Origin of the sequence: Stenotrophomonas sp. UBA7606, from assembly GCF_002477705.1 — a bacterium.
Lineage (GTDB): Bacteria > Pseudomonadota > Gammaproteobacteria > Xanthomonadales > Xanthomonadaceae > Stenotrophomonas.
Genome location: NZ_DLJW01000046.1, coordinates 22527 through 47428 on the forward strand (window position 1 = coordinate 22527; position 24902 = coordinate 47428).

Sequence of the window (24902 nt, forward strand, 5' to 3'; positions counted from 1 at the left end):
TCAGGTGTCATCGTTGCGGGCCAGCGTGCGGCGGAAACAGTGTCGCCCGGCCGGATGCGCCCATTCGTTGAGCGCGGCGCGGCGCGGACCATCGGCGCTGCTGGTGTCAAAGCGTGCGCACAGTTCAAAGTGGCTCGCATCCAACGGCCGGTAGCTGAAGTCCGGACCGCCCGCGGGGTCGCTGCTGGACAGTGCCACCCCGGGCTGCTCGAGCAGGGCGTGGATGTCGGCGGGCAGGGCATCGTGCTCGCGCCAATAGCTGCGGGCCGCGCTGTCCAAGGCCTGCAGTTCGGACAGGCGCGCGCCATCCAGGCGCTTGAGCCGCTGCTGGTTGGGGGAATCGATCACCCATACCCCGGCAGCGATGGCGGCGGCGGTGACCAGGCCGGTGGCCCACAGGACCCGGCTGCCCCAAGGAGTGCGGCTCATGCGTCTACCTCCTCTTGGCGCAGATCCCACAGGTAGTAGCCAAACACGGTACCGGCGATGGCCGCGACCACCGCCACCTTCAGCACGAAGCGCAGGCTCAGGTCGCCACCGAGCAGGTTGTAGACCAGCGCGGTCAGGTCGCCGATCAGGACGATGGCGGCGACGAACAGGGTCAGGTAGGTGAGCCAGCGGCGTACCGGTGACAGGCGCTTGATCGGGTGGCGGTCAACATCAAGGCTGACCCGGCGGGCAACGAAGGCAAATACCGGGAACGCGATCACCAGTGCCGAGATCGCCCAGCGGATGCCGCCGTCCAGACGCAGGCGTTGCCAATCGGCATCGGCTGGATCGGGCAGCAGGTATTCGATCAGCTGGAACAGCAGGCTGCCCAGGTTCCAGGCGAAGAAATACAGCGTGCTGAACAACACCAGGTAGGCAAAGGCCTCGCGCGCCGACAAGGAGGCGCGCGGGCGCGGCACCGGCAGGGCAAAGTCCACCTCGGCCCAGCCGTCGAGCACGCCGCTGATCTGCTGTTCACTCCAGCCGGCCGCCAACAAGGCGGTGCTGACCTGCTGGCGGCTATGCCCGCGCATCAGCGCGTCGCGGACAAAGCTTTCAAGTTCCGGGGAGGCCGAGGCCATCACATGCTCCTTGCAGGGATGTCAGCAGCCTAGGGGCCGGGCTCGGCGCGATCAAGCCTCGGTTGCAGGTTCGGCCTGGGCGGCCAGCATGCGCGCGCGCAGTGCGTCCAGCTCCATGCGCAGGGCCTGGTTCTCGGCGGTGAGCGAGGCCACGCGCTGGCGCAGGGCCTGCACTTCCGGGCTTTCGCTGCTGCCGTCCAGGCCATCGGCCTCGGCCATGCTCAGCGGCTGCGCCGCGTCATCGGCATCCTCACGCGTGGGCTTGGGCTTGCGCTTGCTTTCACGCACGCGCTTGGCAGCCTGCTTGAGCTCGTCCTTGCCGCCACGCGCGGCCGCGCGCTGTTCTTCCTCGGGCAGGCTGGCCACGGTGGCTGCCGCACTCAGCGAGATCGCGCCCACGCGCATCGCCTCGATCACCTCGGCAGTGGCGTGCTCGTGGATCTTCTCGATCATCGTCACCTGGCTGGGGCTGAGCTTGGCCTCGCGGGCCAGATCGGCCTTGGACAGCTTGGGTGCCGGCTCCCACGGCGGGGTGTCGGTATCGTCGCCGGCCTCGCTGAGGGTGGCTTCGCCGTCGCTTTCGCGGCGCAGCTGCTCCTGTTCAGCACGGCGCCGCGCCTCCAGGATGTCGCGCTTGCGCAGTGCCAGCACGCCGCGCTGGTAATCGGACACGCTGCGACGCCCCAGGTGCTGCTCGATCATCCAAAGATGCACGTCATCCATGGATTTGAAACGTGTGTTCTGCACCGTGTTGAACGGAATGCCGTGCTTGCTGCAGATGCCATAACGGTTGTGGCCGTCGATCAGCACATCGCCCCACAGCACCAGTGCGTCGCGGCAGCCTTCGGCCAGCAGACTGCGCTCCAGCGCGTCGTGTTCGTCCTGCGTGAGCGGGTCGATATAGGCCTTGAGTTCCTGGTTGACGATGATGTCCATTGCGCTGCCGGTTGAAACATTGGGCCGGCATTGTGAAGCCCGCGACGGTCAGCGCCAACCCTTGCAATCGCGCCGGTTTGGGTATCCACACCAGCTGTGCAGGGGCGGCGGCGTACCATGAACGCATCGCCGCAAAGCGCCGCCACCGGAAAAACGACCATGAACAGCCCCCATATCCGCGAACAATGGCAGGCGCTGGCTGACAGCGTCTCGTTGCGTACCCGCGCGTTCATCAACGGCCAGTACGTGGATGCCGCGTCCGGCGCCACCTTCGACTGCATCAGCCCGATTGACGGACGCGTGCTGGGGCGGGTGGCCGAGTGCGGGCAGGTGGATGTTGATCGCGCGGTGGCTGCTGCGCGGCGCAGTTTCGATGCCGGGCATTGGGCAGCACTGAAGCCCTCCAAGCGCAAGCACCATCTGCTGAAGCTGGCGGCCCTGGTCGAGCAGCATGCCGATGAACTGGCCGTGCTGGAAACCCTGGACATGGGCAAGCCGGTAGCCGAGGCGCGCAGTGTCGATATCGGCGGGGTGATCCGCTGCATCCAGTGGACGGCCGAAGCGGTGGACAAGCTGTATGGCGAAGTAGCGCCAACCGGCGCCAACGAGCTGGGCCTGATAACCCGGGAACCCTTGGGCGTGATCGCGGCCATCGTGCCGTGGAATTTCCCGCTGCTGATGGCTGCCTGGAAGATCGCACCGGCCTTGGCGGCCGGCAACTCGGTGGTGCTGAAGCCCTCGGAGAAGTCGCCGCTGAGCGCGCTGCGCTTCGCCGAACTGGTAGCCGAGGCCGGCATTGCCGACGGGGTGTTCAACGTGGTGCCCGGCAATGGCAAGGGCGCGGGTGAGCCGCTGGCGCTGCATATGGACGTGGACGGGCTGGTGTTCACCGGTTCCACCGCGGTAGGCAAGCGTCTGCTGCAGTGTGCGGGCCTGTCCAACATGAAGCGCGCCTACATGGAATGCGGCGGCAAGAGCCCGAACATCGTGTTTGCCGATGCGCACGATCTGGACAAAGCGGCGGCAGCCGCTGCGTCCGGCATTTTCTACAATCAGGGCGAGGTATGCACAGCGGCCTCGCGGCTGCTGGTGGAGCGCTCGATCAAGGATGAATTCGTGGCACGGGTGGTCGAGCACGGCCGGCACATGCAGCCGGCGCATCCCTTCGAGCCAAAGGCGGCGATGGGCGCGATGGTGGACGAGGCCCAGGCGCAGCGCGTATTGGGCTATATCGAAGCAGGCACCGCCGAGGGCGCGCGGCTGTTGTTGGGCGGCAAACGTGCGCAGGTGGTGGAGGGGGGCTGCTATATCGAGCCCACGGTATTTGACGAGGTGAGCCCGCAGCAGCGCATCGCGCGCGAGGAGATCTTCGGGCCGGTACTGTCGGTGATCGCCTTTGATGGGGAGCAGCAGGCGCTGCAGCTGGCCAATGATAGTGAATATGGATTGGCGGCCGGCGTGTGGACCCGCGACATCGCGCGCGCGCACCGTGTTGCGCGTGGCCTGCGTGCTGGCAGTGTGTGGGTCAACTACTGGGATGGCGGTGACATGACCGCCCCTTTTGGTGGTTACAAGCAATCGGGCAATGGGCGCGACAAATCCCTGCATGCCTTCGACAAGTACACCGAGATGAAGGCGACCTGGATCAATCTGGAAGGCTGATGATTGCCCTTTGTCGGCCTCCCTTTCGCGTAGCGAAGGGGAGGGCTGGGGGCCTTGGGAGCGTTGCAAGCAACAGCAAAAGCTACCCCCTCCCAACCTCCCGCTTGGCTACGCCAAAGGGGAGGAGCTGTTGCCCCCTCCCTTTCGCGCAGCGAAGGGGAGGGCTGGGGAGGGGTTGGCTTTTGAGGCTTTGCAAGCGACAGCAACAGTTCCTGCCTCCCGTGTGCCACGACAACAACGACACAGCGCTTGCCAGCAACAACATCTGCAGCCAAGGTTGGGCGCCAACTTGCCAACCCCGTTTCCGAAACAATGCTGAAAGTCATCGCGCAGGATTTCATCAAACCCGAGCACATCGACGATGTGTTGCCGCTGTACCGCGAACTGGTGCGGCAAACCCGCCTTGAGCCCGCTTGCATTGCCTACGATCTGTTCCTCGACCAGACCGATCCCGGCCATTTCATCTTCATCGAGCAATGGCCCGATCACGCGGCATTGGATGCACACTGCGCCAGCGCGCACTTCCAGCGGCTGGTGCCGATGATCGATCAGTACCAGCGTCAGCCAGGCACCTTCCTGTTCATGGATGCATTTGCCTGAGCATGGGCGAGGCGGTGCCAGTTCGGGACCGCCTCGCTGCCCCTCAATCCTTTTCCTGGGCGACCACCGCACCCGTCGCGGGGTCCAGGTGGACCTCGACCTTCTCGCCGGCGGCGGTCCTGCCCTTGGCCTTCCACATGCCGTCGTCCAGCTTTACATCACTGACGCCGGTGTAGCCGGCGCTGGACAGCTGCGCGCGGATATCGGCTTCGCTCAACTGCGAGACCGCCTTGTCGGGGTAGACGGTGCCGTTGCGAGGATCCAGCCTTACGTCGACCTGCCTGCCATCCGCACTCCTGGCATCGGCCTCCCACATGCCGTCGTCGAACTTGATGTCCTTCACATCCGTATAGCCCTGCGCTTCGAGCTGGGCGCGTACCTGTGGTGCGGTCAACGCGTTCTGGGCCTGGGCCAGGCCGATGCCGGCCATCAGAAAGCCTGCGCTGAGCAGGGCGGTGCAAAGGGGTCGTCTGGTCATCATGGTGTGCTCCTTCGGATTCCTCGCGCTTGTGGCGCGGGTCAAACCCTAAACGGTCGATCCTGTACCGCGGCGTGAATCCTTGCGCAGGGGCGCAGCGGCACGGAAGAGCGGTTAACGGATGTGCAGGGCAGGGCAAGAACATGTCTGCAGGGGGTTATCCGGCGGCCCTGCAGGCGTGATCTACCAGGACATCGCCGGGTACGTGGCCCCCGGCGATGTCGCCGCTGGCATCAGTTGCCGCTGCGCTTGCGCAACTGCGAGGCAAAGCGGTCCAGCCACTGTGCGAAACCCTGCAGTACCGCACCGCCGTTGTCACGCAATGCGACCAGCTCTGTTTCCAGACGCTCGCGCCGGGTGGTTTCACCTTCGTTGTCTGGCAGCGGCGGCAGGATGTGGGCGAAGTAGGTGTCGTCCAGCAGCTTGTGCAACAGCCGCTCACCAATGAACGGCTCGCCGTTGTTGAGGGCGCGCGCACCCTTCAGCAGGTTGCGTATGTCGTATTGGGTGGGGCTGAGGTCCGGCACCTGCTTTGGCAGGTCAAGCAGACTGTAGACTGCGATGCGCGCTGTGCGCACCGAACTTTCCATGGTGAAAACGACGTCGTTTGCGGTTTCCACGAACTGGCCCACCAGGGCCAGATTGGTGCAGCCGGCCGGCACCACCTGTGGGCGATCACCCGCTGCCCGCGGCATGAACTGCGCCGTGATGTAGGGCATCAGCGCCAGGCGTGCCTTGGTATGCGGCAGGATGGCATCGAGCTGGTCCGCGATGCCCAGGTGGTGGCAGAGCTCGGCGATGATCTCGCGTCCGGTGCATTCGGGCATCGCTTTCTTGACGAAATTGCCCGGTTGGTCCATCAGCAGCGCATAGACCCACATCACCACGGTGTCCTTCGGCTGGCCCGGGAAGTGTGGTTGACGGTTGATGGTGACGCTCAGCACCCAATTGGAATCGGTGAAGGTGATGATGCCGCCGGTGACTGTTCGTCCCGAATCTGGAGGGTTGACCGACAGCGCGGCAAGCTTGTCAACCAGTGGTGACGGCCTGCAGGTGAGAGTGGCCGACTCCCACATCGAGCGGTCGATGTCGCCGCAGAATTTGTCGGGCTTGCCAAACACCGGCGACTTGGCGGCAAGGTTGCGCCACAGACCCCAGCTGCTGCCTTCGGCGGGGCCACCGTGGCGCTTTGCAAGCACCGGCACGGTGTCGAGATCGCCATAGGCAGTGTCTTCGGTCATCGAGCCCGTCAAGGCGATCACCAGGTCGCGCGGAGCCACCTCGAGCCGCCCGTCGCCTTGCCGGGTGCGGGTATGCAGTGCGGTGACCGTGCGCTCCTCGCCTTGCTGGTCGAAGTCCATGTCCAGCACCTGCGTGCCCAATTTCACCTGCACCCCCTTCTCGCGCAACAGCTTGATCAGCGGGGTGACGAAGGTGTCGTACTGATTGAACTTGGGGAACACCAGTGTCGACATGTCGCCGAAGCCGTCGATGGCGTCGAGGAACCGATGCATGTACAGCTTCATTTCCAGCAGGCTGTGCCAGTTCTCGAAGGCGAACATGGAGCGGAACAGGAACCAGAAATTGCTGGTGAGGAACCCTGCGCTGAAGTGATCCTCGATGGTCAGGTCGTCCAGTTGGTCCTTGCGCTTGAGCAGCAGGCTGACAACCTCCCATTGCTGCTTGCGGGTAAGGCCGAAGCGGCTGAAGTCGGGCACTACCTGGCCCTGCATGTGCATCAAACGTGACTTGGACCAGTTGGGGTCGGCATCATTGGCCAGGCGGTACTCGTCAAGCACGCTGAAGCCTGCGGGCAGTTCCAGCGCCGGCACGTCCTGGAACATGTCCCAGAGGTTGTCGTAGTTCCAGTTCATCTCGCGGCCGCCGCGCACGATATAGCCATCCTCAGCATTGCCGGCACCGTCCAGCGAACCTCCTTCGATATCCAGGCCCTCGATCAAGGTGATGTTCTCGCCCGGCATATGGCCATCGCGGATCAGGTAGAAGGCAGCGGCCATGCCGGCGATGCCGCCGCCGACGATCCAGGCCTTGCGGGTTTCTATGCCTTCGGTGGGCAGTGGCTTGAAGCGCTGGTAGTTGCCAACCATGTCCGGCGGCGGCAGGGTGTTGAGGGGGGTGTTATGCCAGTAGCGGCGGGTTGCGTCGGGGGCGTGGTCGAAGCGCGGGGTGGATTCGCTCATGGGATTCTCCTGATGCTTGGGGGGAGGTACACAAGGAACTTGTCGAGCGTAAACGGCGCTCGGTCAAGCTGCGTTCAGCCAGGTAAAAGCGGGCGGAAAAGCGTGATAGGTGGCACGCGACACGGTCCCGGGCGGTATCGGGCAGATCGGCAACGCGCTTTCCGCCAAGCTGCCCAGGCGGGCGGGGGCCAGGACAGCACGTCGGCGCTGCGTGACATCCGTGTCGCCTGCAACCAATTGCGGGGAACCGAGGGCTGCGTGGCAGACTGCCGTCACTGTTTCCGCCGCCACCACCATGTCGACAACCGCCAGCTCTGCCCCGTTGAACTCCACGCGCCGCGTCCTGGCGGCCAGCCTGATCGGCACCACCATCGAATTCTTTGATTTCTACATCTACGCCACGGCGGCGGTGCTGGTGTTTCCGAAGCTGTTCTTTCCCGAGAGCAGCAGCAATGCCGCCTTGCTGCAGTCGCTGGCGACGTTTGCGGTGGCCTTCATCGCCCGGCCAGTGGGTTCGGCGGTGTTTGGCCACTACGGTGATCGCATCGGCCGCAAGGCCACGCTGGTGGCAGCGCTGTTGACCATGGGGCTGTCCACGGTGGCGATCGGCCTGCTGCCCACCTACCACGACATCGGCATGCTGGCGCCGTTGTTGCTGGCGCTGTGCCGGTTTGGGCAGGGCTTGGGGCTGGGCGGCGAATGGGGCGGTGCGGTGTTGCTGGCCACCGAGAATGCGCCGCCAGGCAAGCGCGCCTGGTACGGCATGTTCCCGCAGTTGGGCGCGCCGCTGGGCTTTCTGCTGTCGGCTGGCACCTTCCTGCTGCTGGGGCGGGTGTTGGATGACGCCAGCTTCCTGGCCTGGGGCTGGCGCGTGCCGTTCATTGCCAGTGCGCTGCTGGTGATTGTTGGCCTGTGGGTGCGGCTGAACATCCGCGAGACACCGGATTTCCAGAAGGCGCTGGAGCGCGGCGAGCGGGTGCGCCTGCCCATGCGTGAGGTGCTGGTCACGCATGGCTTCGCGGTGGTGGTGGGCACCCTGGCGGCATTTGCCACCTTCGTGCTGTTCTACCTGATGACGGTATTCACCCTGGGTCATGGCACCTCTGCATTGCACTATGCGCGCGAGGACTTCCTGCTGCTGCAGATGGTCGGCATCCTGTTCTTCGCGGCAGGCATTCCGCTGGCTGCGCTGTACGGCGACAGGTATGGCACGGTCAAGGCAATGTTGTGGGCGACGCTGGGCATCTTCCTGTTCGGCCTGCTTTTCCAGCCGCTGTTCCAGGCAGGTCATCCGCTGCAGGTACTGCTGTTCCTGTCCCTGGGGCTGTTCCTGATGGGCCTGACCTACGGGCCCTGCGGCACCATGCTGGCCAGCCTGTACCCGGTGCAGGTGCGCTATACCGGTGCGTCGCTGTCGTTCAACCTGGCCGGCATCCTGGGCGCTGCGCCGGCACCGTATGCGGCTACCTGGCTGGCCGGCAGATTCGGCATTGCCGCGGTCGGCGGCTACCTGTGTGCCACCGCGGTGGTGACCGGCCTGGCCTTGCTGGCCATCGGGCGGCGCCAGCAACTCCTGGCACGGGAACAGGGGTGAACGGCAGGAGGCAGGACCGGCACGGGCGATTGCACTGAGGGGAGGGCATACACCGTGCCGATCCTGCACATGCGGGATCAGCGGAACAGGCGTTTGAGCGTGCGCCCCAGCCAGCTGCCTTCCTGGTGGTCCTTGGCGAACTGGTTGAGGTGGCGTTTCACCTGCTCGGCGTAGGCCTTGTCATCGCCACGGATGTGGTTGAACAGCCAGCGCGAGAGCATGTTGCGCAGTTCGTCGGTGACATCCTCACCGGCCTGGAAGCGCATGCGGTATTCGGAGACGCGTTTGCCAAACACTTCATGCACGCGCTTGTGGGCAGCACAGAAGGGGTAACCGGCTTCTTCCATCAGCTCTTCTTCAAAGGCGAAGTGCGACATGGTGTAGTCGACCAGTTCATCGATCACCTCGGCAACGGCCACGCGCTCCAGGCTTTTCTGCGCGACATGCAGATGGTTGAGCATCTCCACGATGCGCATGTGCTGGTGGTCGATGACCTCCACGCCCGTATTGAGATCGTCCTGCCATACCAGTAGTGCCACCACGGTTCCCCTCTGAGTGTCTGGACTGCACTCTAGGCAGGGCGGGGCAGGCTCGCGTTGATCTGGATCAATGGCGGTGGTTGACGGCGGCGTCCGTTCAGTTTTTGCAGGCGGCTCAGGGCAACTGCACGCTGCAGACGCGGTTGCGGCCGGCGGCTTTGGCAAGGTAAAGCTGGCGGTCGGCCTCGGTGATGAGCTGGTGCAGGGCGCCGGCGCGGAGCGGCATGCGGCAGACGCCAATGCTGACGGTCATGCGCAGGCTGCGCTCGGCAAACTGCAGGTGCAGTGCGGCAATGGCCTCGCGCAGCTGCTCGAAGTGCCGGGTGCTTTCGCTGGCGCTCATGCCGGCGACCAGCAGACAGAATTCCTCGCCGCCAAATCGGGCGCTGATGTTGTGGCCGCGGGTATGTGCCTGCAGCACGCCGGCCACCGCGCGGATGGCCTGGTCGCCGGCTTCATGGCCAAGGCTGTCGTTGATGTGCTTGAAATGGTCGATGTCGACCATGGCCACGGATACATCGCCGGTACCTGCGCTGGCCAGCTGGCGCTGGCTCTGTTCCAGGAAGCTGCGGCGGTTGGGCAGGCCGGTGAGGAAGTCGCGGGTGGCCAGGTCCTGCAGCGTGCCGATCAGCTCCAGCTGGTCCACGTTCTGCGACACGCGACAGAAGAACTCCTCACGCGAGAAGGGCTTGCGCAGGAAGTCGTTGGCACCGTTCTTGAGGAAACGCGGGATCAGCGAGGGATCGGAATTGCCGGAAATTCCGATCACCGCCACCTTGTCACGTGCACGCAGGGCACGCAGGCGCCGGGTCAGCTCCACCCCCTCCATGCCGGGCATCTCCTGGTCGACGATGACCAGGCGGATGGCTGGGTCCGCCTCGATCGCGTGCAGAGCCGCACTACCGTCAGCGGCCTCGATCACCTGGTAGCCATACATCGACAGCAGGGCGGCGGCATAGGCGCGTGCGGAGGGCGAGTCATCCACCACCAATGCGGCGATGCGCCGGTTGCGGTCCATGCGCTGCACCAGCCACACCAGGTAGTCGATGCTGCCGGGGGTGTTCTTCAGCACGTAATCGATGATCTGCTGCTGCAGCACGCGTTTGCGCAGGTCCTCGTCGTAGACGCCGCTGACCACGATGGTGGGCAGGCCACGGTCGACGAAGTAGCTCACCACCTGGTCGCGGTCACCGTCGGCCAGCACCAGCCCGGTCAGCACCAGGAACCAGCCGCTCTCCCGGTCCAGCAATTCGCCGGCCTCGGCCAAGCTGGATGCCACGCTTACGGGTAGTTCCAGCCGCTGTTCGATGGCCTCGCGCAGCATCGTGGTAAAGGTGCGCGAGTTCTCCACCAGCAGGATGCGCTGCGGCAGCGGCGCGATCGACGGGCTGTCGAAGCTGGCCGGGGAGGTTGGGGCAGGGGTGGCGGGAATGGGGAGCATCGGAGGGTGTAGCGGCTGCCAACGTAAGAACTTGAGGCGGTATGCAGCTGGGATTCGGGCTTTGGGATGGGCAAGCGCTTGTCCCGTACTCGCGGTGGTCCGCGCCCTTCATCCGCAATTGGGTATCGCGATTCCCTGCCTCACCACAACAGATCGCGCAGCTTGTACCAGGACATCGCCGCCACCAGCAGCGGCATGCGCAGGGCCTTGCCGCCGGGGAACACGCCGTGCGGGATGCGCTCGAACACATCCAGCCGCTGCGCCTGGCCAGCAATGGCGGCGGCGATCACCTCGCCGGCCAGGCCGGTGCTGGCCACGCCGTGGCCGGAGAAGCCCTGGGCGAAGTACACGTTCGGGGTGATCCGGCCCCAGTGCGGGGCGCGGTTGCGGGTGATGTCGATATAGCCGCCCCACACGTAGTCCAGCTCGACATCGGCCAGCTGCGGGAATACCCGCCGCATGCGCCGGGTCATGCTGGCGCGCAGGCCCGGTGGCGGCAGCGCGGAGTAATTGGCCTGGCCGCCAAACAGCAGGCGGTGGTCGCGGCTGAGGCGGAAGTAGTCCAGCGCCCAGTTGACGTCGGCCACGGCCATGTCGTTGCGGATCAAGGCCCGTGCGCGCTCGGCGCCCAGCGGCTGGGTGGCACCGATATAGGTGCCCACCGGCATCATCCGCGTTTCCAGCTCGGGGGCGATGTCCTGCAGCCAGGCATTGCCGGCCAGCACCACGAAATCGGCATCGACCCGGCCCTGCGCGGTTACCAGCGCCGGCTGTGTACCACGTTCCAGGCGGATCACCGGTGACTGTTCGTGCAGGGTCACCCCCGCCGCTGCAGCCGCGCGGGCCAGGCCCTGTGCATAGGCCAACGGGTGCAGGTGGCCGCTGGCCGCGTCATACATTGCGCCCAGATAGCGTTCGCTGGCCAGCTCCTGCCGCAGGCGGGCGCGGTCCCACCATTCCAGCGGGTAGTCATAACGCTGCGCCATCCGTTCGATGTCGGCGCGCAGGGCGCGTTCCTGGCGCGGATGGATGGGCACGCTGGCGTGGCCGTCGCGCCAGTCGCAGTCGATGCCGTGGCGGGCAATGCGCTGCTTGAGCATGTGCATGCCATCGCGCGAGAAATCGAACAGCAGGCGTGCGTCGGCGTCACCGACCAGTGCTTCCAGGGTGTCCTGCTCGCAGCCATAGCCGACGATGGCCTGGCCGCCGTTGCGGCCAGAAGCGCCCCAGCCCACGCGCTCGGCTTCCAGTACGGTGACCTTGTAGCCCTTCTCGGCCAGCGCCAGTGCTGCGGTCAGGCCGGTGTAGCCGGCACCCAGCACCGCCACATCGGCACGCGTCTGGCCGCGCAGCGGCGGATGGGGGGCAAGCTCGGGTTGGCTGGCGGCATACCAGCTGGGGGGATAAACGGATGCAGCGGCGTCCACGGGCACTGTGCCGGATCAGGGGCGGGAAGTGTAACGACCTGGATGTCTGCAGCGTGCGCAGGCCGGCGCGTTACCCGCGGTATTGTGCGGCCGCGCAGTTGAATGGCAGATGCGCTGTGGTTGCCTATTGGGCGGGGCAGGGGTAGCGTGCCTGCACGTCTCAAGAGCTTCACCCATGGCCAGCCTGCCGCTGGTCGGCTTGCCCACCGACAGCAAACCGATCGGTTCACACCCCTTCCACGTGGTCGGCGAAAAGTACGTGCGGGCAGTTGTCGACGGCGCGCAGTGCATGCCGCTGCTGCTGCCCCTGCTGCAACCGCCGCTGCCGCCGGCGCAGTGGCTGGCCACCCTTGATGGCCTGCTGTTGACCGGCGCCACCAGCAATATCGAGCCGCACCATTACGCTGGTGGCCTCAGCTGGCCGGGCAATCCGCATGACCCGGCGCGCGATGCCAATGTATTCGGGCTGATCCCGCAGGCGCTGGCAATGGGCTTGCCGATCCTGGCTATCTGCCGCGGTTTCCAGGAGATCAACGTCGCCTTCGGCGGCAGCCTGCACCCGCGGGTGCACGAGGTGCCGGGCCTGGCCGACCACCGTGAAGACCCGGCGTCATCATTGGCGGTGCAATATGGGCCGGCGCATCCGCTGCAGCTCAGCCCGGGTGGGATGCTGGCGGAGATTGCCGGCAGCAACCAGGTGATGGTCAACTCGGTGCACGGACAGGGCGTAGCCCGCTTGGGCGAAGGCCTGCAGATCGAGGCGCGGGCACCGGACGGGCTGGTCGAGGCCTTCCGTGGCCCCGCCCCGGGCTTCCTGCTCGGCCTGCAGTTCCACCCGGAGTGGCGGGTTACCGAAAACCCGTTCCATCTGGGCATATTCCAAGCCTTCGGCGAGGCCTGTCGCCGCTATCGGTTAGATAAACAAGTTGGTTCCCCATGACTTCGCGCCCCCGCACCCGCAAGACCGCCGCCGCCGTACAGGAAGAAAGCTCGCTGCTGCGCTGGCTCAAGGAGCGGCACATCACCGAGGTGGAGTGCCTGGTGCCGGACGTCACCGGCAACGCGCGCGGCAAGATCATCCCGGCAGACAAGTTCTCGCATGACTATGGCACGCGCCTGCCCGAAGGCATCTTCGCCACCACGGTGACCGGCGACTTCCCGGACGATTATTACGAGCTGACTTCGCCGGCCGATGCGGACATGATCCTGCGCCCGGACCCGGACACGGTGCGCATGGTGCCGTGGGCGACGGACCCGACTGCGCAGATCATCCATGACTGCTACACCAAGAGCGGGCAGCCGCATGAGCTGGCGCCGCGCAATGTGCTGCGGCGGGTGCTGGTGGCCTATGAGGAGCTTGGCCTGAAACCGGTGGTGGCGCCGGAAGTGGAGTTCTTCCTGGTGCAGAAGAACACCGATCCGGACTTCCCGCTGTTGCCACCGGCCGGCCGCTCCGGTCGCCCGGAAACCGCCCGCCAGTCGTACTCGATCGACGCGGTCAACGAATTCGACCCCATCCTCGATCTTATGTACGACTACTGCGACGCGATGAAGCTGGACGTGGACACCTTGATCCACGAATCCGGCGCAGCGCAGCTGGAGGTCAACTTCACCCACGCCGATGCGATGTCGCTGGCCGACCAGGTATTCCTGTTCAAGCGCACCATGCGCGAGGCGGCCCTGCGGCACGGCATCTACGCCACCTTCCTGGCCAAACCGATGGAAACCGAGCCCGGCAGCGCCATGCACATCCACCAGAGCCTGGTGCGCCTGAGCGATGGCCGCAATGTCTTTGCCGGCAGCACCGAGGGCCAGTACAGCGAGATTTTCGACAACTACCTGGCCGGCCTGCAGAAGTACGTGCCGGCGGCGATGGGCTTCTTCGCGCCCAACGTCAACTCCTACCGCCGGCTGGTGTTTGGCGAGGTCTCGCCGAGCAATGTGGAATGGGGCTTCGACAACCGCACCTGCGGCCTGCGCGTGCCGATGGACAGCCTGGAAAACAACCGCGTGGAGAGCCGCTTTGCCGGCTCCGATGCCAACCCCTACCTGGCGATGGCGGCAACCCTGGCCTGCGGCCTGCTGGGCATCCGCGAACAGCTCAAGCCGACCACGCCGATCACCGGCAACGCCAAGGAGCTGGGCTACGAGCTGCCGCGCTCGCTGGGCGAGTCGCTGGACGCGCTGGAAGCCTGCGACGCTCTGCAGGAGCTGCTGGGGCGGCGCTTCTGCCGCGCCTACATCTCGGTCAAGCGCAAGGAATACGAGACTTTCTTCCGGGTGATCAGCTCCTGGGAGCGGGAGTTCCTGCTGCTGAATGTCTGAGCGCAAGGCTTGTCTCCCTCCCTTTTGCGCAGCAAAGGGGAGGGGCGGGGAGGGGTAGCTCTGCGCTGGCTGTTGCTGCAGTGGCTTCGCCGATGACGCCGCTCCTCCCAGTGCAGAACCAGGGCCTTCTACACATCAAGGCGCCGCAGATGGGACAATAGGCCACCACCCGGCCTGGCCGGTCCCCCATACCGCTCCCGGATCCCACTGGAGAACCCATGAATCTGCGCATTCTCACCGTTGGTGTCGCCATCTCCCTGCTCGCTGCCTGCGGCGGCAAGGAAGAGGGCGCCAAGCCCGCCGAAGGCGGCGAGGCCAAGGTCCTCAACGTCTACAACTACTCGGACTACATCGCCGAGGACACCATCCCGAACTTCGAGAAGACCACCGGCATCAAGGTCACCTACGATGTGTTCGACAGCGATGAAATGGTCGAGACCAAGTTGCTGACCGGCGACAGCGGTTACGACATCGTGGTGCCGACGCTGAACTTCTTCGGTCGCCAGATCCAGGCCGGCGTGTTTCTGCCGCTGGACAAGAGCAAGATCCCGAACCTGGCCAACCTCGACCCGGCGGTGATGCAGCGCATTGCCGGCCAGGACCCGGGCAACCAGTACGGCGTGCCGTACATGATGGGCAGCACCGGCATCGGCTACAACGTGGCCAAGCTGAAGGAGCGTTTCGGCGGCAGCGCTGACATCGCCAACAGCTGGGATCTGGTGTTCAAGCCGGAAAACATCGCCAAGATGAAGGACTGCGGCGTGACCCTGCTGGACACCCCGGCCGACATGATCCCGGTGGCCCTGCACTACCTGGGCGAAGACCCGCACAGCGCCGACCCGGCCGTGCTGCAGAAGGCGGCCGACCTGCTGAAGTCGATCCGCCCGTACGTGCAGAACTTCCACTCCTCGCAGTACGTGGGTTCGCTGGCCAATGGCAGCACCTGCCTGGTGGTGGGCTGGTCGGGTGACATCATCCAGGCCCGTGACCGCGCCGAGGAGGCCAAGAACGGTGTGGAAGTGGCGTATTCCATCCCGAAGGAAGGCGCACCGCAGTGGTTCGACATGCTGGCCATCCCGAAGGATGCCAAGCACCCGGGCAACGCCTATGCCTTCATCAACTACCTGCTGGAGCCGCAGGTGGCCGCCAACAACACCAACGTGACCCACTACGCCAACCCGGTGAAGTCGGCCACCTCGCTGGTCGACCCGGCCATCCGCGACGACAAGACCATCTACCCGGCCGAGGATGTGGCCGCCAAGATGTTCACCTACGCGATCAACAGCCCGGAGACGGACAAGCTGTATACCCGTCTGTGGACCGAGATCAAGACCGGCCGCTGATCCGGGTGGGGGCGCATCCGGCATTGCCGGATGCGGGCCTCGTCTGGTTCGTGATGTGATCTTTGCAACGCCTTCCTTCATCGGGGAGGCGTTGTTGTTTGTGGGGTTTGCCGGGGAAAGCCCCTGCCGAGCACGGCTCGGCACTACCGGTGCTTGTGCAGGTTGCAGCCTTGCCTCGGCCCCCCTTTCGCGCAGCGAAGGGGAGGGTTGGGGAGGGGTAAGCTCCTGGGCCTGCCACGCAATGCCGGCTTGATGGCTTGCTGCTCCTGCAAAGGGGTCGCCGGGAAAGCCCCTGCCGAGCACGGCTCGGCACTACCGGTGCTTGTGCAGGCTGCAACCTGGCCTCGGCCCCCCTCCCTTTCGCGCAGCGAAGGGGAGGGTTGGGGAGGGGTAAGCTCCTGGGTCTTCCACGCAGTACTGGCTTGACGGCTTGTGCAAAGGGGTTGCCGGGAAAGCCCTTGCCGAGCATGGCTCGGCACTACCGTTGCGTTGGCTGGCGGGTCGCGGGGAAGGGCTCAAGCCAGCTGCAGGAAGCCGTGGATGGCCATGGCGGTGGCCGCCAGGCACAACGCTCCGAACAGCCAAGGCTTGCCGCGCGGCTTGCGGCGAGCATCGTCGCTGTCCGCATTGCAGCTGCGGTGTACCAGCCCGGCTGGAAAGTGCAGTCGCGCCATGGCCGCGTCGCAGGCATCCATGCAGGCGCCACATTCGATGCAGCTGCTGGAGCGGCTATTGCGGATGTCCAGCCCGATCGGGCAGGCGCGCACGCAGGCGCCGCAATCGATGCAGTCACCCAGATGGGCCGGTGCGAACCGGGGCATCACCCCGGCGATGGCCGGATGTGCGGCGCGGAATACATAGTCGCTGGCGGTGACCGGATCCAGCAGGCCACGTTCGCGTTGCAGGACGCTGGCCTGCGGGTGTTCACGGCTGCCGCGCGGTTCGCCGCGCGGGGCTTCGTACTGCACGGTGGGGGTGTCGGCGTCGCTGAGCAGGTGCTGCAGGCGGCTGTAGGGGCACAGGTAGCTGCAGACCTGCTCGTGCAGGTAGATCACATTGGCCCAGGTGGCCAGGGCGTAGAAGGCTATCCAGAAGTATTCCCACGGCCCCAAGGTCAGTGTCAGCAGGCCCGATACCAATGTTGGGATAGGGGTGAAGTAGCCCACGAAGGAAATCCCCGTCCACAACGCGATGCTTGCCCACAGCAGGTGGCGCACTACCGGCCCCAGGGGGCGGGCAGCGCCGGGCAGGGTCGTCAGCCGGTCCAGGCTGCGGAACAGCCGTGTAAGCACGGTCTGCGGGCACACATAGGCGCACCACAAGCGTCCGCGCAGTACGGTCAACAGGGCCAGGCCTGCGGCGGCGGCCAACGTCAGCCACAGCAATGGGGTTGCCTCGGCCATTCGCAGCCCAAGGCCGAACAGCTGCAGCTGGCGCGTGTCCAGGTCGAGCAGCAGGGCGGGAGCGCCATCAATACGCAGCCACGGCAGGCCATAGAAGGCCAGCAACAGCGCTGCGGCCACCGCTTGCCGGATCAGGCTGCGTTTCGCACGCGTGCTGTCGGCGCTGCTCATTCCAGTTCTTCGTCCCGCAGTTCGTCGGCGCGCGGGCGCAGCAACAGGCTGGTGAAAGCGCTGGCCGACGCAGTTGCCAGCCACAACAGGAGGAAGCCGGCGCTGTAGCCCAGTTCACGACTGATTGAATGGTCCGGGAAGCTGATATGGGCCAAGGCCAATGGATCGACCATGCTGAAAAACACGGCGGCGGCAACCCCGGCGGCAAAGAAACTGGGCCACAGCACGGCGCCAAGCCGCTGTATCAGCGGGCGGCGATGTCCGTTGGCTGACGTGTTGTCTGGATTCATCACGGGTTCCGGGGGGGCGCGGGTTGGCGGGCTAGAATGTGGCCGCGCAATGTGTGCTGTGGCCTTTCAGTGGTTGCCCGGCATGCGAGGCTAGGGGTAATGCCCGGTTGCGTCCTTGATCCTGATCAAGGGCGCCCAGTGAGCTGGAGGTGGAGGGTGGTGATCAGTGTGGACGGCCCCCGGCCGGGTCCGGAGGTGTGCAGCGAAGCCGAGGTCGAGCAGTTGGTGCGCCGCTTCTATGCCAGGGTGCAGGACGATGCATTGCTGGGGCCGGTCTTCCAGGCAAGGGTGCATGACTGGGAGCAGCACATCCTGCACCTGGTCGATTTCTGGTCGGCGATGCTGCGCGGTACCCGCCGTTTTGCCGGTGCGCCCATGCCCAAACACCTGGCTATTCCGGGATTGGAATGGCGGCTGTTCGAGCGCTGGCTGTCACTGTTCGCGGCGACTACCGCGGAAATGGGCAATCCGGACATGAAGCAGCTGGCTGATGCCGCCGCGCAGCGGGTGGCTGCCGCCCTATGGGGCCGTTACAGCAGCCAGCGCTTCCCGCTGTTCGGCTGAACGACCGCCATCCTATGCGGCGGGATTGATCTGGCTCAAGGCGAGTGCTGCCCTGCGCGGGCAAACTGCTGCCCATGGACACCACTCCCGTACTGTTGAACCCCCTGGGCTGGACCTTCGACGCTGAACTGCTGCGCCGGCATGACCGGCCCGGCCCGCGTTACACGTCCTATCCGACCGCGCCGCACTTCCATGACGGTTATGGCCCCGCGCACTTCCGTGCCGCGATCGGCCGCAGCAATGCCACCGACCGGCCGCTGTCGTTGTATGTGCATGTGCCTTATTGCACCAGCCCCTGTTTCTACTGCGGCTGCAACCGGGTAATCAGCCGCGATCGCAGCAAGGGTGAGCGCTATGTGGACCAGGTGCTGGCCGAAGCCGCGCGGGTGGCACCGTTGTTCGCAGCCGGGCGGGAAGTGATCCAGCTGCATCTGGGCGGTGGTACGCCCAATTTCCTTGAGCCGCAGCAGCTGCGCCGGTTGATCGAAGGCCTGGCCGGCCACTTCCACTTCAGCGAGCGTGCCGCGCGTGATTTCTCGATCGAACTGGATCCGCGTTCGGTCAGCGTCGAGGACATCGCCATGCTGGCGGCGCTGGGCTTCAATCGCGCCAGCCTGGGTGTGCAGGACTTCGACCCGGCCGTGCAGCAGGCAATCAACCGTGTGCAGGGCGTGGACGAGACCATGGCCATCATCCAGGCCTGCCGTGACAACGGTATGCGCTCGGTCAATGTCGATCTGATCTACGGCCTGCCGAAGCAGACGCTGGAGGGCTTCGGCCGCACCTTGGACACGGTGATGGCGGTGCGCCCGGACCGGCTGGCGATCTATGGATACGCCCATCTGCCGCACATGTTCAAGGCCCAGCGGCAGATCCTCGACGCCGACCTGCCCGATCCGGAGCAGAAGCTGGCCCTGCTGGGGCTGGCGGTGGAGCGGCTGTCGGCGGCGGGCTACCAGTACATCGGCATGGATCACTTCGCCTTGCCCGATGAAGACCTGTCGCAGGCCCAGCGGGCCGGTAGCCTGCATCGCAACTTCATGGGCTATACCACCCACGCCGACAGCGACCTGCTGGGTCTGGGGGTCAGCGCGATCAGTCGCATCGACAACAGCTACAGCCAGAACCCGCGCGAGCTGAAGGAATGGGAGGCGCGTATCCAGGGGCCGGAGTTGCCGATCTGGCGCGGGCTGGAGCTGGATGCCGACGACCTGCTGCGTGCCGAACTCATCCAGCAGCTGATGTGCCACGGGCGGGTGGATGGGCGCGCGCTGGCCCAGCGCCACGGTGTTGCGTTCGAGCAGTACTTCGCCGATGAACTACAGGATCTGCAGCGTCTGCAGCACGATGGCCTGGCCAGTTGTCGCGATGGCGTGGTCGCCGCCACCCGCCAGGGGCGGCCGCTGCTGCGCCTGATCGCCATGTGCTTTGACCGCTACCTGCGTGCCGCCCAGCAGCCGGCACGCTACTCACGCGCCATCGGCTGAGTCCCGGGCGCTGGGCGCCAACCGGGTTTTGGGAGGACGTCGCAATTCACAATTGCGGCGCGATCAGGCACGCTATGCCGATGCCCGGATGGCGAAACTGGTAGACGCATCGGACTTAAAATCCGCCGGGGGCAACTCCATGCCGGTTCGATTCCGGCTCCGGGCACCAGTTCGCAGACTTTCAAGGGACAGCATGAGTGCCCAGATCACTGCCGCGGCTCAACCGCGGATTGCGATCATCGGGCTGGGCTATGTAGGCCTGCCGCTGGCGGTTGAGTTTGGCAAGACGCTGGATGTGCTGGGTTATGACATCGACGCGGCGCGGGTCGCCGAGCTGCAGGCCGGCCATGACCACACCCTGGAACTGGACGACGCGGAACTGGCTGCGGGCGTGCATGCACGCTACAGCGCCAGAGGCGGCCGATCTGGCAGCATGCAATACCTTCATCGTCACCGTTCCAACGCCGATCGATGCCTTTGAACAGCCGGACCTGGCGCCGCTGCGCGGGGCCAGTGAGCTGATTGCGCGGATGCTCAAGCCGGGCGACCTGGTCATCTACGAATCCACGGTCTACCCCGGTACGACCGAGGAGGTCTGCGTGCCGCTGCTGGAACAGGGCTCGGGCCTGCGTTTCAACATTGATTTTTTCTGTGGTTACAGCCCGGAACGAATCAATCCGGGCGATCGACAGCGGCGGCTGCCGGATATCCGCAAGATCACCTCTGGCTCCACCCCGGAGGCGGCGCGCGTGGTCGATGCGCTGTACCTGCGCATCATCAGCGCCGGTACCTGGCCGGCAGCGTCCCTGCGCGTGGCGGAGGCCGCCAAGGTGGTGGAAACATCCAGCGCGACGTCAACATCGCCCTGGTCAATGAGCTGGCACTGATCTTCGACCGGCTTGGCATCGATACGCTGGATGTGCTGGAGGCGGCCGGGACCAAGTGGAACTTCCTGCCGTTCCGGCCTGGCATGGTCGGCGGGCACTGCATCGGTGTGGACCCTTACTACCTGCTGCACAAATCCGAAAGCGTCGGCTATCACCCGGACCTGATCCACACCGCGCGTGACGTCAACAATCGCGTGGTCGCGCATGTCGTCAGCCGCGTGCGGGGCCTGTTGGAAGGCAAGGGCAAGCAGCTGCAGGGCGCGCGCGTGCTGGTGCTGGGTGTCACCTTCAAGGAGGACTGTCCGGACCTGCGCAACAGCCGCGGGCTGGACCTTGTGCAGATGCTGGCGGCTGCCGGCGCACGGGTGGATGCCCATGATCCGTGGGCCGATCCGCGCGGCGCGCATGACATGGGCGGTGTGGAACTTGTGAAGGCACCGCAGCCAGCTGCCTACGACGCAGTGGTGCTTGCCGTGGCCCACCAGCAGTTCCGCGACCTGGACGTCGCACAGATCCGCGCATTGGGTGTGCCGGACGTGGTGGTCTACGACGTGAAATCAGTCTGGCCGAGGCAAGTGGTGGACGACCGGTTGTAGAATCCGCCATCCCCGTTGGTTGAGGACGGTAATGCATCGTTATCTGGTTTATGTGCTGGCATTGATCCTGTTGCCGGTTTCGCTGGCGTTGGCCTCCCATTGGCCGGCTTGGTACTGGGGGGTCGGCCTGTTCGGCTTGATGGCCGTGCTGGGTACCTGGGACGTGCTGCAGCGCCGCAGCGTGCTGCGCCGCAACTACCCGGTGCTGGCGCATTTCCGCTACGGCTTTGAATCCATCGGTCCCGAGATCCGCCAGTACTTCGTGCAGAGCGATCTGGAAGACGTACCGTTCTCACGCCAGCAGCGCCAGCTGATCTACCAGCGCTCGCGCAACGAGATGGATGTGGTGCCATTTGGCACCCTGCGCAGTGCCTACGCGGTGGACTACGAATGGATCAACCATTCGTTGTCACCCACCACCATTGCCCACCACGATTTCCGCGTGCTGATCGGCCCGGATTGCGCCAAGCCCTATTCGGCCAGCGTGTTCAACATCTCGGCGATGAGCTTTGGTTCGCTGTCGGCCAATGCCATCCGGGCCTTGAACAAGGGTGCCAAGCTGGGTGGCTTCTGCCATGACACCGGCGAAGGTTCCATTTCGCCGTACCACCGCGAGAACGGTGGCGACCTGGTCTGGGAGATTGGTTCGGGCTATTTCGGTTGCCGCGACGAGAACGGCCGCTTCAGCGAGGAGCGTTTCGTCGAGAACGCCAGCTCCGATCAGGTCAAGATGATCGAGATCAAGCTGTCGCAGGGTGCCAAGCCCGGCCACGGTGGTGTGCTGCCGGCGGCCAAGGTCAGTGCCGAGATCGCCGCGACGCGCGGTGTGCCGATGGGTGTGGATTGCGTATCGCCGTCCAAGCATTCGGCGTTCTCCACGCCGATCGAACTGCTGCAGTTTGTCGCGCGTCTGCGCGAACTGTCCGGTGGCAAGCCGGTGGGCTTCAAGCTGGCCATCGGTCATCCCTGGGAATGGTTCGGCATCGCCAAGGCCATGCAGGAAACCGGGCTGCTGCCTGACTACATCGTCGTAGACGGTGCCGAAGGGGGTACCGGTGCTGCGCCGGCCGAGTTCATCGACCACGTTGGCGTGCCGATGAACGAGGCGCTGATCCTGGTGCACAACACCCTGGTCGGCCTGGGCCTGCGTGATCGCATTCGTCTGGGTGCGGCCGGCAAGGTCACCACGGCCTTCGATATCGCCCGCACCATCGCGCTGGGCGCGGACTGGTGCAATGCCGGCCGTGGCTATATGTTCGCGCTGGGCTGCATCCAGTCGCTGAGCTGCCACAACGACAAATGCCCGACCGGTATCGCCACCCAGGACCCGAGCCGCTGGCGCCACCTGGAGCCGGTGGACAAGGGTCAGCGTGTGTTCAATTACCACCAGAACACCCTGCGTGCGCTGCGTGACCTGCTGGGTGCGGCCGGGCTGCACGATCCTTCCGAGCTGGGCCCGGAGCACATCCTGCGCCGTGTTTCGCCGGTGGAGATCCGCTCGCTGGCCAGCCTGTACCGCTACCTGGCACCGGGCGAGCTGCTGAAGAAGGTGCCCGAGCACACCGTGTTCCGCGAATACTGGGCCGAGGCGCGTAGTGATTCATTTACCCCGCCGGCGCGGGTGGCGGCGCTGCGCACCACCAAGATGTGCTGAGCCATGCGGTGTCGCGCCGGCACCGTTGCGGACATTCCGGCGCTGTGGGCACTGCGCACGCGTTGCGTGCGCGAAACCTGCAGCACGCATTATCCGCCCGACGTGATTACGCGTTGGGCGGCGTCAGCGGCGCCGGTGCAGTTCCAGCCGCTGGTGGAGGCGGGGGCTGCGTGGTGGCCGAAGATGCGGCGGGAACGCTATTGGGTTATGGCGTGATCGACCTGACCGGTAACGAGGTGGATGCGCTGTTTGTCGACCCTGACAGGTCGGGGCAGGGGATAGGCAGGATGTTGCTGGAGCGGGTGGAAGCCTTGTCGGATCCACAGCGGGGGCTGCACTTGTCGGCATCGTTGAACGCAGTGCCGTTCTATCTGCGCGCTGGTTTCAGCGCGGATGGCGAGGCGCTTTACCCGCATCCCAGCGGTATCGCATTGGCCTGCATGCAGATGCACAAGCGGGGCCGCAGCCAGCGCGGCGATTGAACCGCCAAACCTGGCAGGGCCGCCGCTGGTGCGGCCCTGCCGGTGATGATGCGGCTGCGCGTGTCCGATCAGGTGGCGCTGTCCTGCAGCCAACGCACCACGCCCTCGGCGGCGCGCAGGCCGCTGGCATAGCAGGCAGTGAGCAGATAGCCGCCGGTGGGCGCTTCCCAGTCCAGCATCTCGCCCGCGCAGAACACGCCGGGCTGTGCCTTCAGCATCAAGCCCGCATCCAGTGCCTGCAGCCGTACGCCACCGGCGGTGCTGATGGTTTCGGCCATGGGCCGAGGCCGCAGCAAGGGCAGCGGAACCTGTTTCAAGGTGCGGGCGACGGCGGCCAGATCGTTGCCGGCATCCTTGCCCAGTACTTCAAACAGCAGGCCCGCCTTCACTGCGTCCAGGCCTGCGGCACGGCGCAGGTGTTCGCCGAAGCTGCGGCCCTTGCGTGAGCGGGACAGGTCGGCCAGCAGGCGCGCTTCGTCACGGCCGGGCACCAGGTCCAGGCTGAGGGTAACGGCACCATCGCGATTGAGGGTCTCGCGCAGGTCGGCGGCCAGGGCATAGATCAGGCTGCCCTCGATGCCGTAGGTGCTGACCACGCATTCGCCCTGCAGGGACTGCGGCTGGCCGTGCAGGTCCCGCCAGTGTGCGACCACCGGCTTGAGCGGCGCACCGGCGTGGCGGCTGCTGAAATGCGGCGTCCAGGCAATATCAAACCCGCAGTTGGCAGATTGCAGCGGCGCGGTATCGATGCCGCGCGCCTGCAATACCTCCATCCAGCTGCCGTCCGAACCCAGTTCCGGCCAGCTGCCACCGCCCATCGCCAATACCGTGGCATCGGCGTGCACGGCGATCTCGCCGTCGGCCGTAGCCATGCGCAGGCTGCCGTCGGGGTTCCAGCCCAGCCAGCGGTGCTGCACGTGCAGGCGCACCCCCTGTTCCTTCAGGCGGCGCACCCAGCCGCGCAGCAGCGGTGCGGCCTTGCGATCGACCGGGAATACCCGTCCGGAGCTGCCCACATAGGTCTCCACGCCCAGGCCCTGCGCCCAATGGCGCAGCGCTTGCGCGTCGAAACCGTCCAGCCAGCTTGCGATCTCGGCCTGGCGTTCGCGGTAACGGCTGTCGAACAGCGGCCGTGGGTCGGAGTGGGTGAGATTTAGCCCACCCTTGCCGGCGATCAGGAACTTGCGCCCGGGCGAGCCCTTGGCTTCGTACAGATTGACCGCCAGCCCCGCTGCGCGCAGCCGCTCGGCCGCGAACAGGCCGGCGGGGCCGCCGCCAATGACGGCGACGGTTCTATCAGCGAGCTTTGACATCGAGCAGTTCAACATCGAATACCAGCGAAGAACCGGCCGGGATCGGGCCGACGCCGCGATTGCCATAGCCGTACTCGGGCGGAATCATCAAGGTGCGCTTGCCGCCAACCTTCATGCCGGCCACGCCTTCGTCCCAGCCACGGATGACCTGCTTGTCACCGAGGTTGAAGCTGAACGGCTCGCCACGATCCACCGAGCTGTCGAACTTCTCGCCGTGCTTGTCGGCGTTGCGTTCGTCGTAGATCCAGCCGGTGTAATGCACGGTGACCTTGCTGCCAGGTACGGCTTCGGCGCCGCTGCCGGGCTGGGTATCGATGGGCTGGAATGCGGCGATGGTGCCACCGGGGGGCGGGCCGGGCGGGGTGCAGCCGGCAACCAGGAGGGACAGCAGCAGCGGGAGGAACAGGCGACGCATGGCGCGCTCCGTTGAAAGGGGCGT

At 65.6% G+C, this 24902-nt stretch carries 22 protein-coding genes, 1 tRNA gene and 2 pseudogenes; 12 read left to right on the forward strand and 13 right to left on the reverse strand.

The annotated features are described in order from the left end of the window. From B2527_RS06575 to B2527_RS06585, 3 genes are read right to left on the reverse strand one after another with little or no spacing between them, the layout of a single operon-like run. On the reverse strand, nt 1-429 hold the full coding sequence (locus B2527_RS06575) for a hypothetical protein (protein WP_293706738.1): 429 nt from the start codon (nt 427-429) through the stop codon (nt 1-3). Then, nucleotides 426-1070 (reverse strand): DUF5671 domain-containing protein, encoded by a 645-nt coding sequence (locus B2527_RS06580; RefSeq protein ID WP_293706739.1) that lies wholly within the window; start codon nt 1068-1070, stop codon nt 426-428. The genes B2527_RS06575 and B2527_RS06580 overlap by 4 nt, the downstream gene beginning before the upstream one ends. Nucleotides 1071-1121: 51 nt before the next feature. Then, nucleotides 1122-2006, reverse strand: coding sequence for a plasmid replication/partition related protein (locus tag B2527_RS06585; protein ID WP_293706740.1), 885 nt, complete (start codon nt 2004-2006; stop codon nt 1122-1124). Nucleotides 2007-2165: 159 nt separating this feature from the next. Between B2527_RS06585 and B2527_RS06590 the strand changes: the two genes are divergently transcribed. Together B2527_RS06590 and B2527_RS06595 are read left to right on the forward strand one after the other, a co-directional pair. Further along, nucleotides 2166-3668, forward strand: a complete 1503-nt coding sequence (locus tag B2527_RS06590) for an aldehyde dehydrogenase (RefSeq protein ID WP_293706741.1) — start codon at nt 2166-2168, stop codon at nt 3666-3668. A gap of 312 nt (nt 3669-3980) precedes the next feature. Beyond that, on the forward strand, nt 3981-4268 hold the full coding sequence (locus B2527_RS06595) for a putative quinol monooxygenase (protein WP_293706743.1): 288 nt from the start codon (nt 3981-3983) through the stop codon (nt 4266-4268). Between the two features lie 43 nt (nt 4269-4311). Here the strand turns inward: B2527_RS06595 and B2527_RS06600 are convergent, their stop codons facing one another. The 3 genes from B2527_RS06600 to B2527_RS06610 all read right to left on the reverse strand — a co-directional run bounded on the left by B2527_RS06600 (nt 4312) and on the right by B2527_RS06610 (nt 7280). Continuing rightward, nucleotides 4312-4746 carry a PepSY domain-containing protein gene (locus B2527_RS06600; RefSeq protein ID WP_293706745.1) on the reverse strand — a complete coding sequence of 145 codons (435 nt, stop codon included), beginning with the start codon at nt 4744-4746 and terminating at the stop codon, nt 4312-4314. A 233-nt stretch (nt 4747-4979) separates the two neighbouring features. Further along, nucleotides 4980-6947: an oleate hydratase gene (locus B2527_RS06605; protein ID WP_293706746.1), complete on the reverse strand. Its 1968-nt coding sequence runs from the start codon at nt 6945-6947 to the stop codon at nt 4980-4982. A gap of 63 nt (nt 6948-7010) precedes the next feature. Further along, a complete protein-coding gene (locus tag B2527_RS06610) occupies nt 7011-7280 on the reverse strand; it encodes a hypothetical protein (RefSeq protein ID WP_293706797.1) in 270 nt (89 codons plus the stop codon). Here B2527_RS06610 and B2527_RS06615 point away from each other — a divergent pair. Next, entirely contained in the window at nt 7243-8541 is a 1299-nt protein-coding gene (locus B2527_RS06615; RefSeq protein WP_293706747.1) for an MFS transporter, read from the forward strand. The genes B2527_RS06610 and B2527_RS06615 overlap by 38 nt on opposite strands. Nucleotides 8542-8618: 77 nt before the next feature. Here B2527_RS06615 and B2527_RS06620 read toward each other — a convergent pair whose 3' ends face one another. From B2527_RS06620 to B2527_RS06630, 3 genes are all read right to left on the reverse strand, one after another. Then, nucleotides 8619-9080: a bacteriohemerythrin gene (locus tag B2527_RS06620; RefSeq protein ID WP_293706748.1), complete on the reverse strand. Its 462-nt coding sequence runs from the start codon at nt 9078-9080 to the stop codon at nt 8619-8621. Nucleotides 9081-9195: 115 nt separating this feature from the next. Next, complete coding sequence (locus B2527_RS06625; protein WP_293706750.1) at nt 9196-10521, reverse strand: diguanylate cyclase; 1326 nt, start codon at nt 10519-10521, stop codon at nt 9196-9198. A 140-nt stretch (nt 10522-10661) separates the two neighbouring features. Next, nucleotides 10662-11948 carry an NAD(P)/FAD-dependent oxidoreductase gene (locus B2527_RS06630; protein ID WP_293706751.1) on the reverse strand — a complete coding sequence of 429 codons (1287 nt, stop codon included), beginning with the start codon at nt 11946-11948 and terminating at the stop codon, nt 10662-10664. A gap of 175 nt (nt 11949-12123) precedes the next feature. Here B2527_RS06630 and B2527_RS06635 point away from each other — a divergent pair, with 175 nt between their 5' ends. From B2527_RS06635 to B2527_RS06645, 3 genes are all read left to right on the forward strand, one after another. After that, nucleotides 12124-12888, forward strand: coding sequence for a gamma-glutamyl-gamma-aminobutyrate hydrolase family protein (locus tag B2527_RS06635; protein ID WP_293706753.1), 765 nt, complete (start codon nt 12124-12126; stop codon nt 12886-12888). Further along, complete coding sequence (locus B2527_RS06640; RefSeq protein ID WP_293706755.1) at nt 12885-14273, forward strand: glutamine synthetase family protein; 1389 nt, start codon at nt 12885-12887, stop codon at nt 14271-14273. The genes B2527_RS06635 and B2527_RS06640 overlap by 4 nt, the downstream gene beginning before the upstream one ends. 218 nt (nt 14274-14491) lie before the next feature. Next, entirely contained in the window at nt 14492-15616 is a 1125-nt protein-coding gene (locus tag B2527_RS06645) for a polyamine ABC transporter substrate-binding protein (protein ID WP_293706756.1), read from the forward strand. A gap of 515 nt (nt 15617-16131) precedes the next feature. Here B2527_RS06645 and B2527_RS06650 read toward each other — a convergent pair. Further along, a complete protein-coding gene (locus tag B2527_RS06650) occupies nt 16132-17190 on the reverse strand; it encodes a 4Fe-4S dicluster domain-containing protein (protein WP_293706758.1) in 1059 nt (352 codons plus the stop codon). Continuing rightward, the gene (locus B2527_RS06655; protein WP_293706760.1) at nt 17187-17480 is read right to left on the reverse strand and encodes a hypothetical protein; all 294 of its coding nucleotides are present in this window, start codon (nt 17478-17480) and stop codon (nt 17187-17189) included. The genes B2527_RS06650 and B2527_RS06655 overlap by 4 nt, the downstream gene beginning before the upstream one ends. 156 nt (nt 17481-17636) lie before the next feature. Here B2527_RS06655 and B2527_RS06660 point away from each other — a divergent pair, with 156 nt between their 5' ends. From B2527_RS06660 to B2527_RS06685, 6 genes and pseudogenes are all read left to right on the forward strand, one after another. Further along, nucleotides 17637-18044, forward strand: a complete 408-nt coding sequence (locus B2527_RS06660) for a group III truncated hemoglobin (RefSeq protein WP_293706761.1) — start codon at nt 17637-17639, stop codon at nt 18042-18044. A 74-nt stretch (nt 18045-18118) separates the two neighbouring features. Further along, nucleotides 18119-19531 (forward strand): oxygen-independent coproporphyrinogen III oxidase, encoded by a 1413-nt coding sequence (gene hemN, locus B2527_RS06665; RefSeq protein WP_293706763.1) that lies wholly within the window; start codon nt 18119-18121, stop codon nt 19529-19531. An 82-nt stretch (nt 19532-19613) separates the two neighbouring features. Then, a tRNA-Leu gene (locus tag B2527_RS06670) sits at nt 19614-19700 on the forward strand. Between the two features lie 24 nt (nt 19701-19724). After that, nucleotides 19725-21014, forward strand: a pseudogene (locus tag B2527_RS06675) (nucleotide sugar dehydrogenase). A 31-nt stretch (nt 21015-21045) separates the two neighbouring features. Further along, nucleotides 21046-22668 carry an FMN-binding glutamate synthase family protein gene (locus B2527_RS06680; protein ID WP_293706764.1) on the forward strand — a complete coding sequence of 541 codons (1623 nt, stop codon included), beginning with the start codon at nt 21046-21048 and terminating at the stop codon, nt 22666-22668. Between the two features lie 3 nt (nt 22669-22671). After that, nucleotides 22672-23150, forward strand: a pseudogene (locus B2527_RS06685) (GNAT family N-acetyltransferase). 68 nt (nt 23151-23218) lie between these two features. On the opposite strand, the gene B2527_RS06690 reads toward B2527_RS06685, so the two are convergent. Both B2527_RS06690 and B2527_RS06695 read right to left on the reverse strand, forming a co-directional pair. Continuing rightward, a complete protein-coding gene (locus tag B2527_RS06690; protein ID WP_293706766.1) occupies nt 23219-24463 on the reverse strand; it encodes a TIGR03862 family flavoprotein in 1245 nt (414 codons plus the stop codon). Beyond that, complete coding sequence (locus B2527_RS06695) at nt 24447-24878, reverse strand: FKBP-type peptidyl-prolyl cis-trans isomerase (protein WP_293706767.1); 432 nt, start codon at nt 24876-24878, stop codon at nt 24447-24449. The genes B2527_RS06690 and B2527_RS06695 overlap by 17 nt, the downstream gene beginning before the upstream one ends. Nucleotides 24879-24902: the final 24 nt, after the last annotated feature.

Coding starts and splice junctions, on each gene's coding strand:
- B2527_RS06640 (WP_293706755.1), top strand. CDS start 12,885: ATGACTTCGCGCCCCCGCACCCGCAAGACCGCCGCCGCCGTACAGGAA.
- B2527_RS06585 (WP_293706740.1), bottom strand. CDS start 2,006: ATGGACATCATCGTCAACCAGGAACTCAAGGCCTATATCGACCCGCTC.
- B2527_RS06650 (WP_293706758.1), bottom strand. CDS start 17,190: ATGAGCAGCGCCGACAGCACGCGTGCGAAACGCAGCCTGATCCGGCAA.
- B2527_RS06590 (WP_293706741.1), top strand. CDS start 2,166: ATGAACAGCCCCCATATCCGCGAACAATGGCAGGCGCTGGCTGACAGC.
- B2527_RS06595 (WP_293706743.1), top strand. CDS start 3,981: ATGCTGAAAGTCATCGCGCAGGATTTCATCAAACCCGAGCACATCGAC.
- B2527_RS06575 (WP_293706738.1), bottom strand. CDS start 429: ATGAGCCGCACTCCTTGGGGCAGCCGGGTCCTGTGGGCCACCGGCCTG.
- B2527_RS06625 (WP_293706750.1), bottom strand. CDS start 10,521: ATGCTCCCCATTCCCGCCACCCCTGCCCCAACCTCCCCGGCCAGCTTC.
- B2527_RS06655 (WP_293706760.1), bottom strand. CDS start 17,480: ATGAATCCAGACAACACGTCAGCCAACGGACATCGCCGCCCGCTGATA.
- B2527_RS06615 (WP_293706747.1), top strand. CDS start 7,243: ATGTCGACAACCGCCAGCTCTGCCCCGTTGAACTCCACGCGCCGCGTC.
- B2527_RS06635 (WP_293706753.1), top strand. CDS start 12,124: ATGGCCAGCCTGCCGCTGGTCGGCTTGCCCACCGACAGCAAACCGATC.
- B2527_RS06580 (WP_293706739.1), bottom strand. CDS start 1,070: ATGGCCTCGGCCTCCCCGGAACTTGAAAGCTTTGTCCGCGACGCGCTG.
- B2527_RS06690 (WP_293706766.1), bottom strand. CDS start 24,463: ATGTCAAAGCTCGCTGATAGAACCGTCGCCGTCATTGGCGGCGGCCCC.
- B2527_RS06645 (WP_293706756.1), top strand. CDS start 14,492: ATGAATCTGCGCATTCTCACCGTTGGTGTCGCCATCTCCCTGCTCGCT.
- B2527_RS06695 (WP_293706767.1), bottom strand. CDS start 24,878: ATGCGTCGCCTGTTCCTCCCGCTGCTGCTGTCCCTCCTGGTTGCCGGC.
- B2527_RS06600 (WP_293706745.1), bottom strand. CDS start 4,746: ATGACCAGACGACCCCTTTGCACCGCCCTGCTCAGCGCAGGCTTTCTG.
- hemN (WP_293706763.1), top strand. CDS start 18,119: ATGGACACCACTCCCGTACTGTTGAACCCCCTGGGCTGGACCTTCGAC.
- B2527_RS06605 (WP_293706746.1), bottom strand. CDS start 6,947: ATGAGCGAATCCACCCCGCGCTTCGACCACGCCCCCGACGCAACCCGC.
- B2527_RS06680 (WP_293706764.1), top strand. CDS start 21,046: ATGCATCGTTATCTGGTTTATGTGCTGGCATTGATCCTGTTGCCGGTT.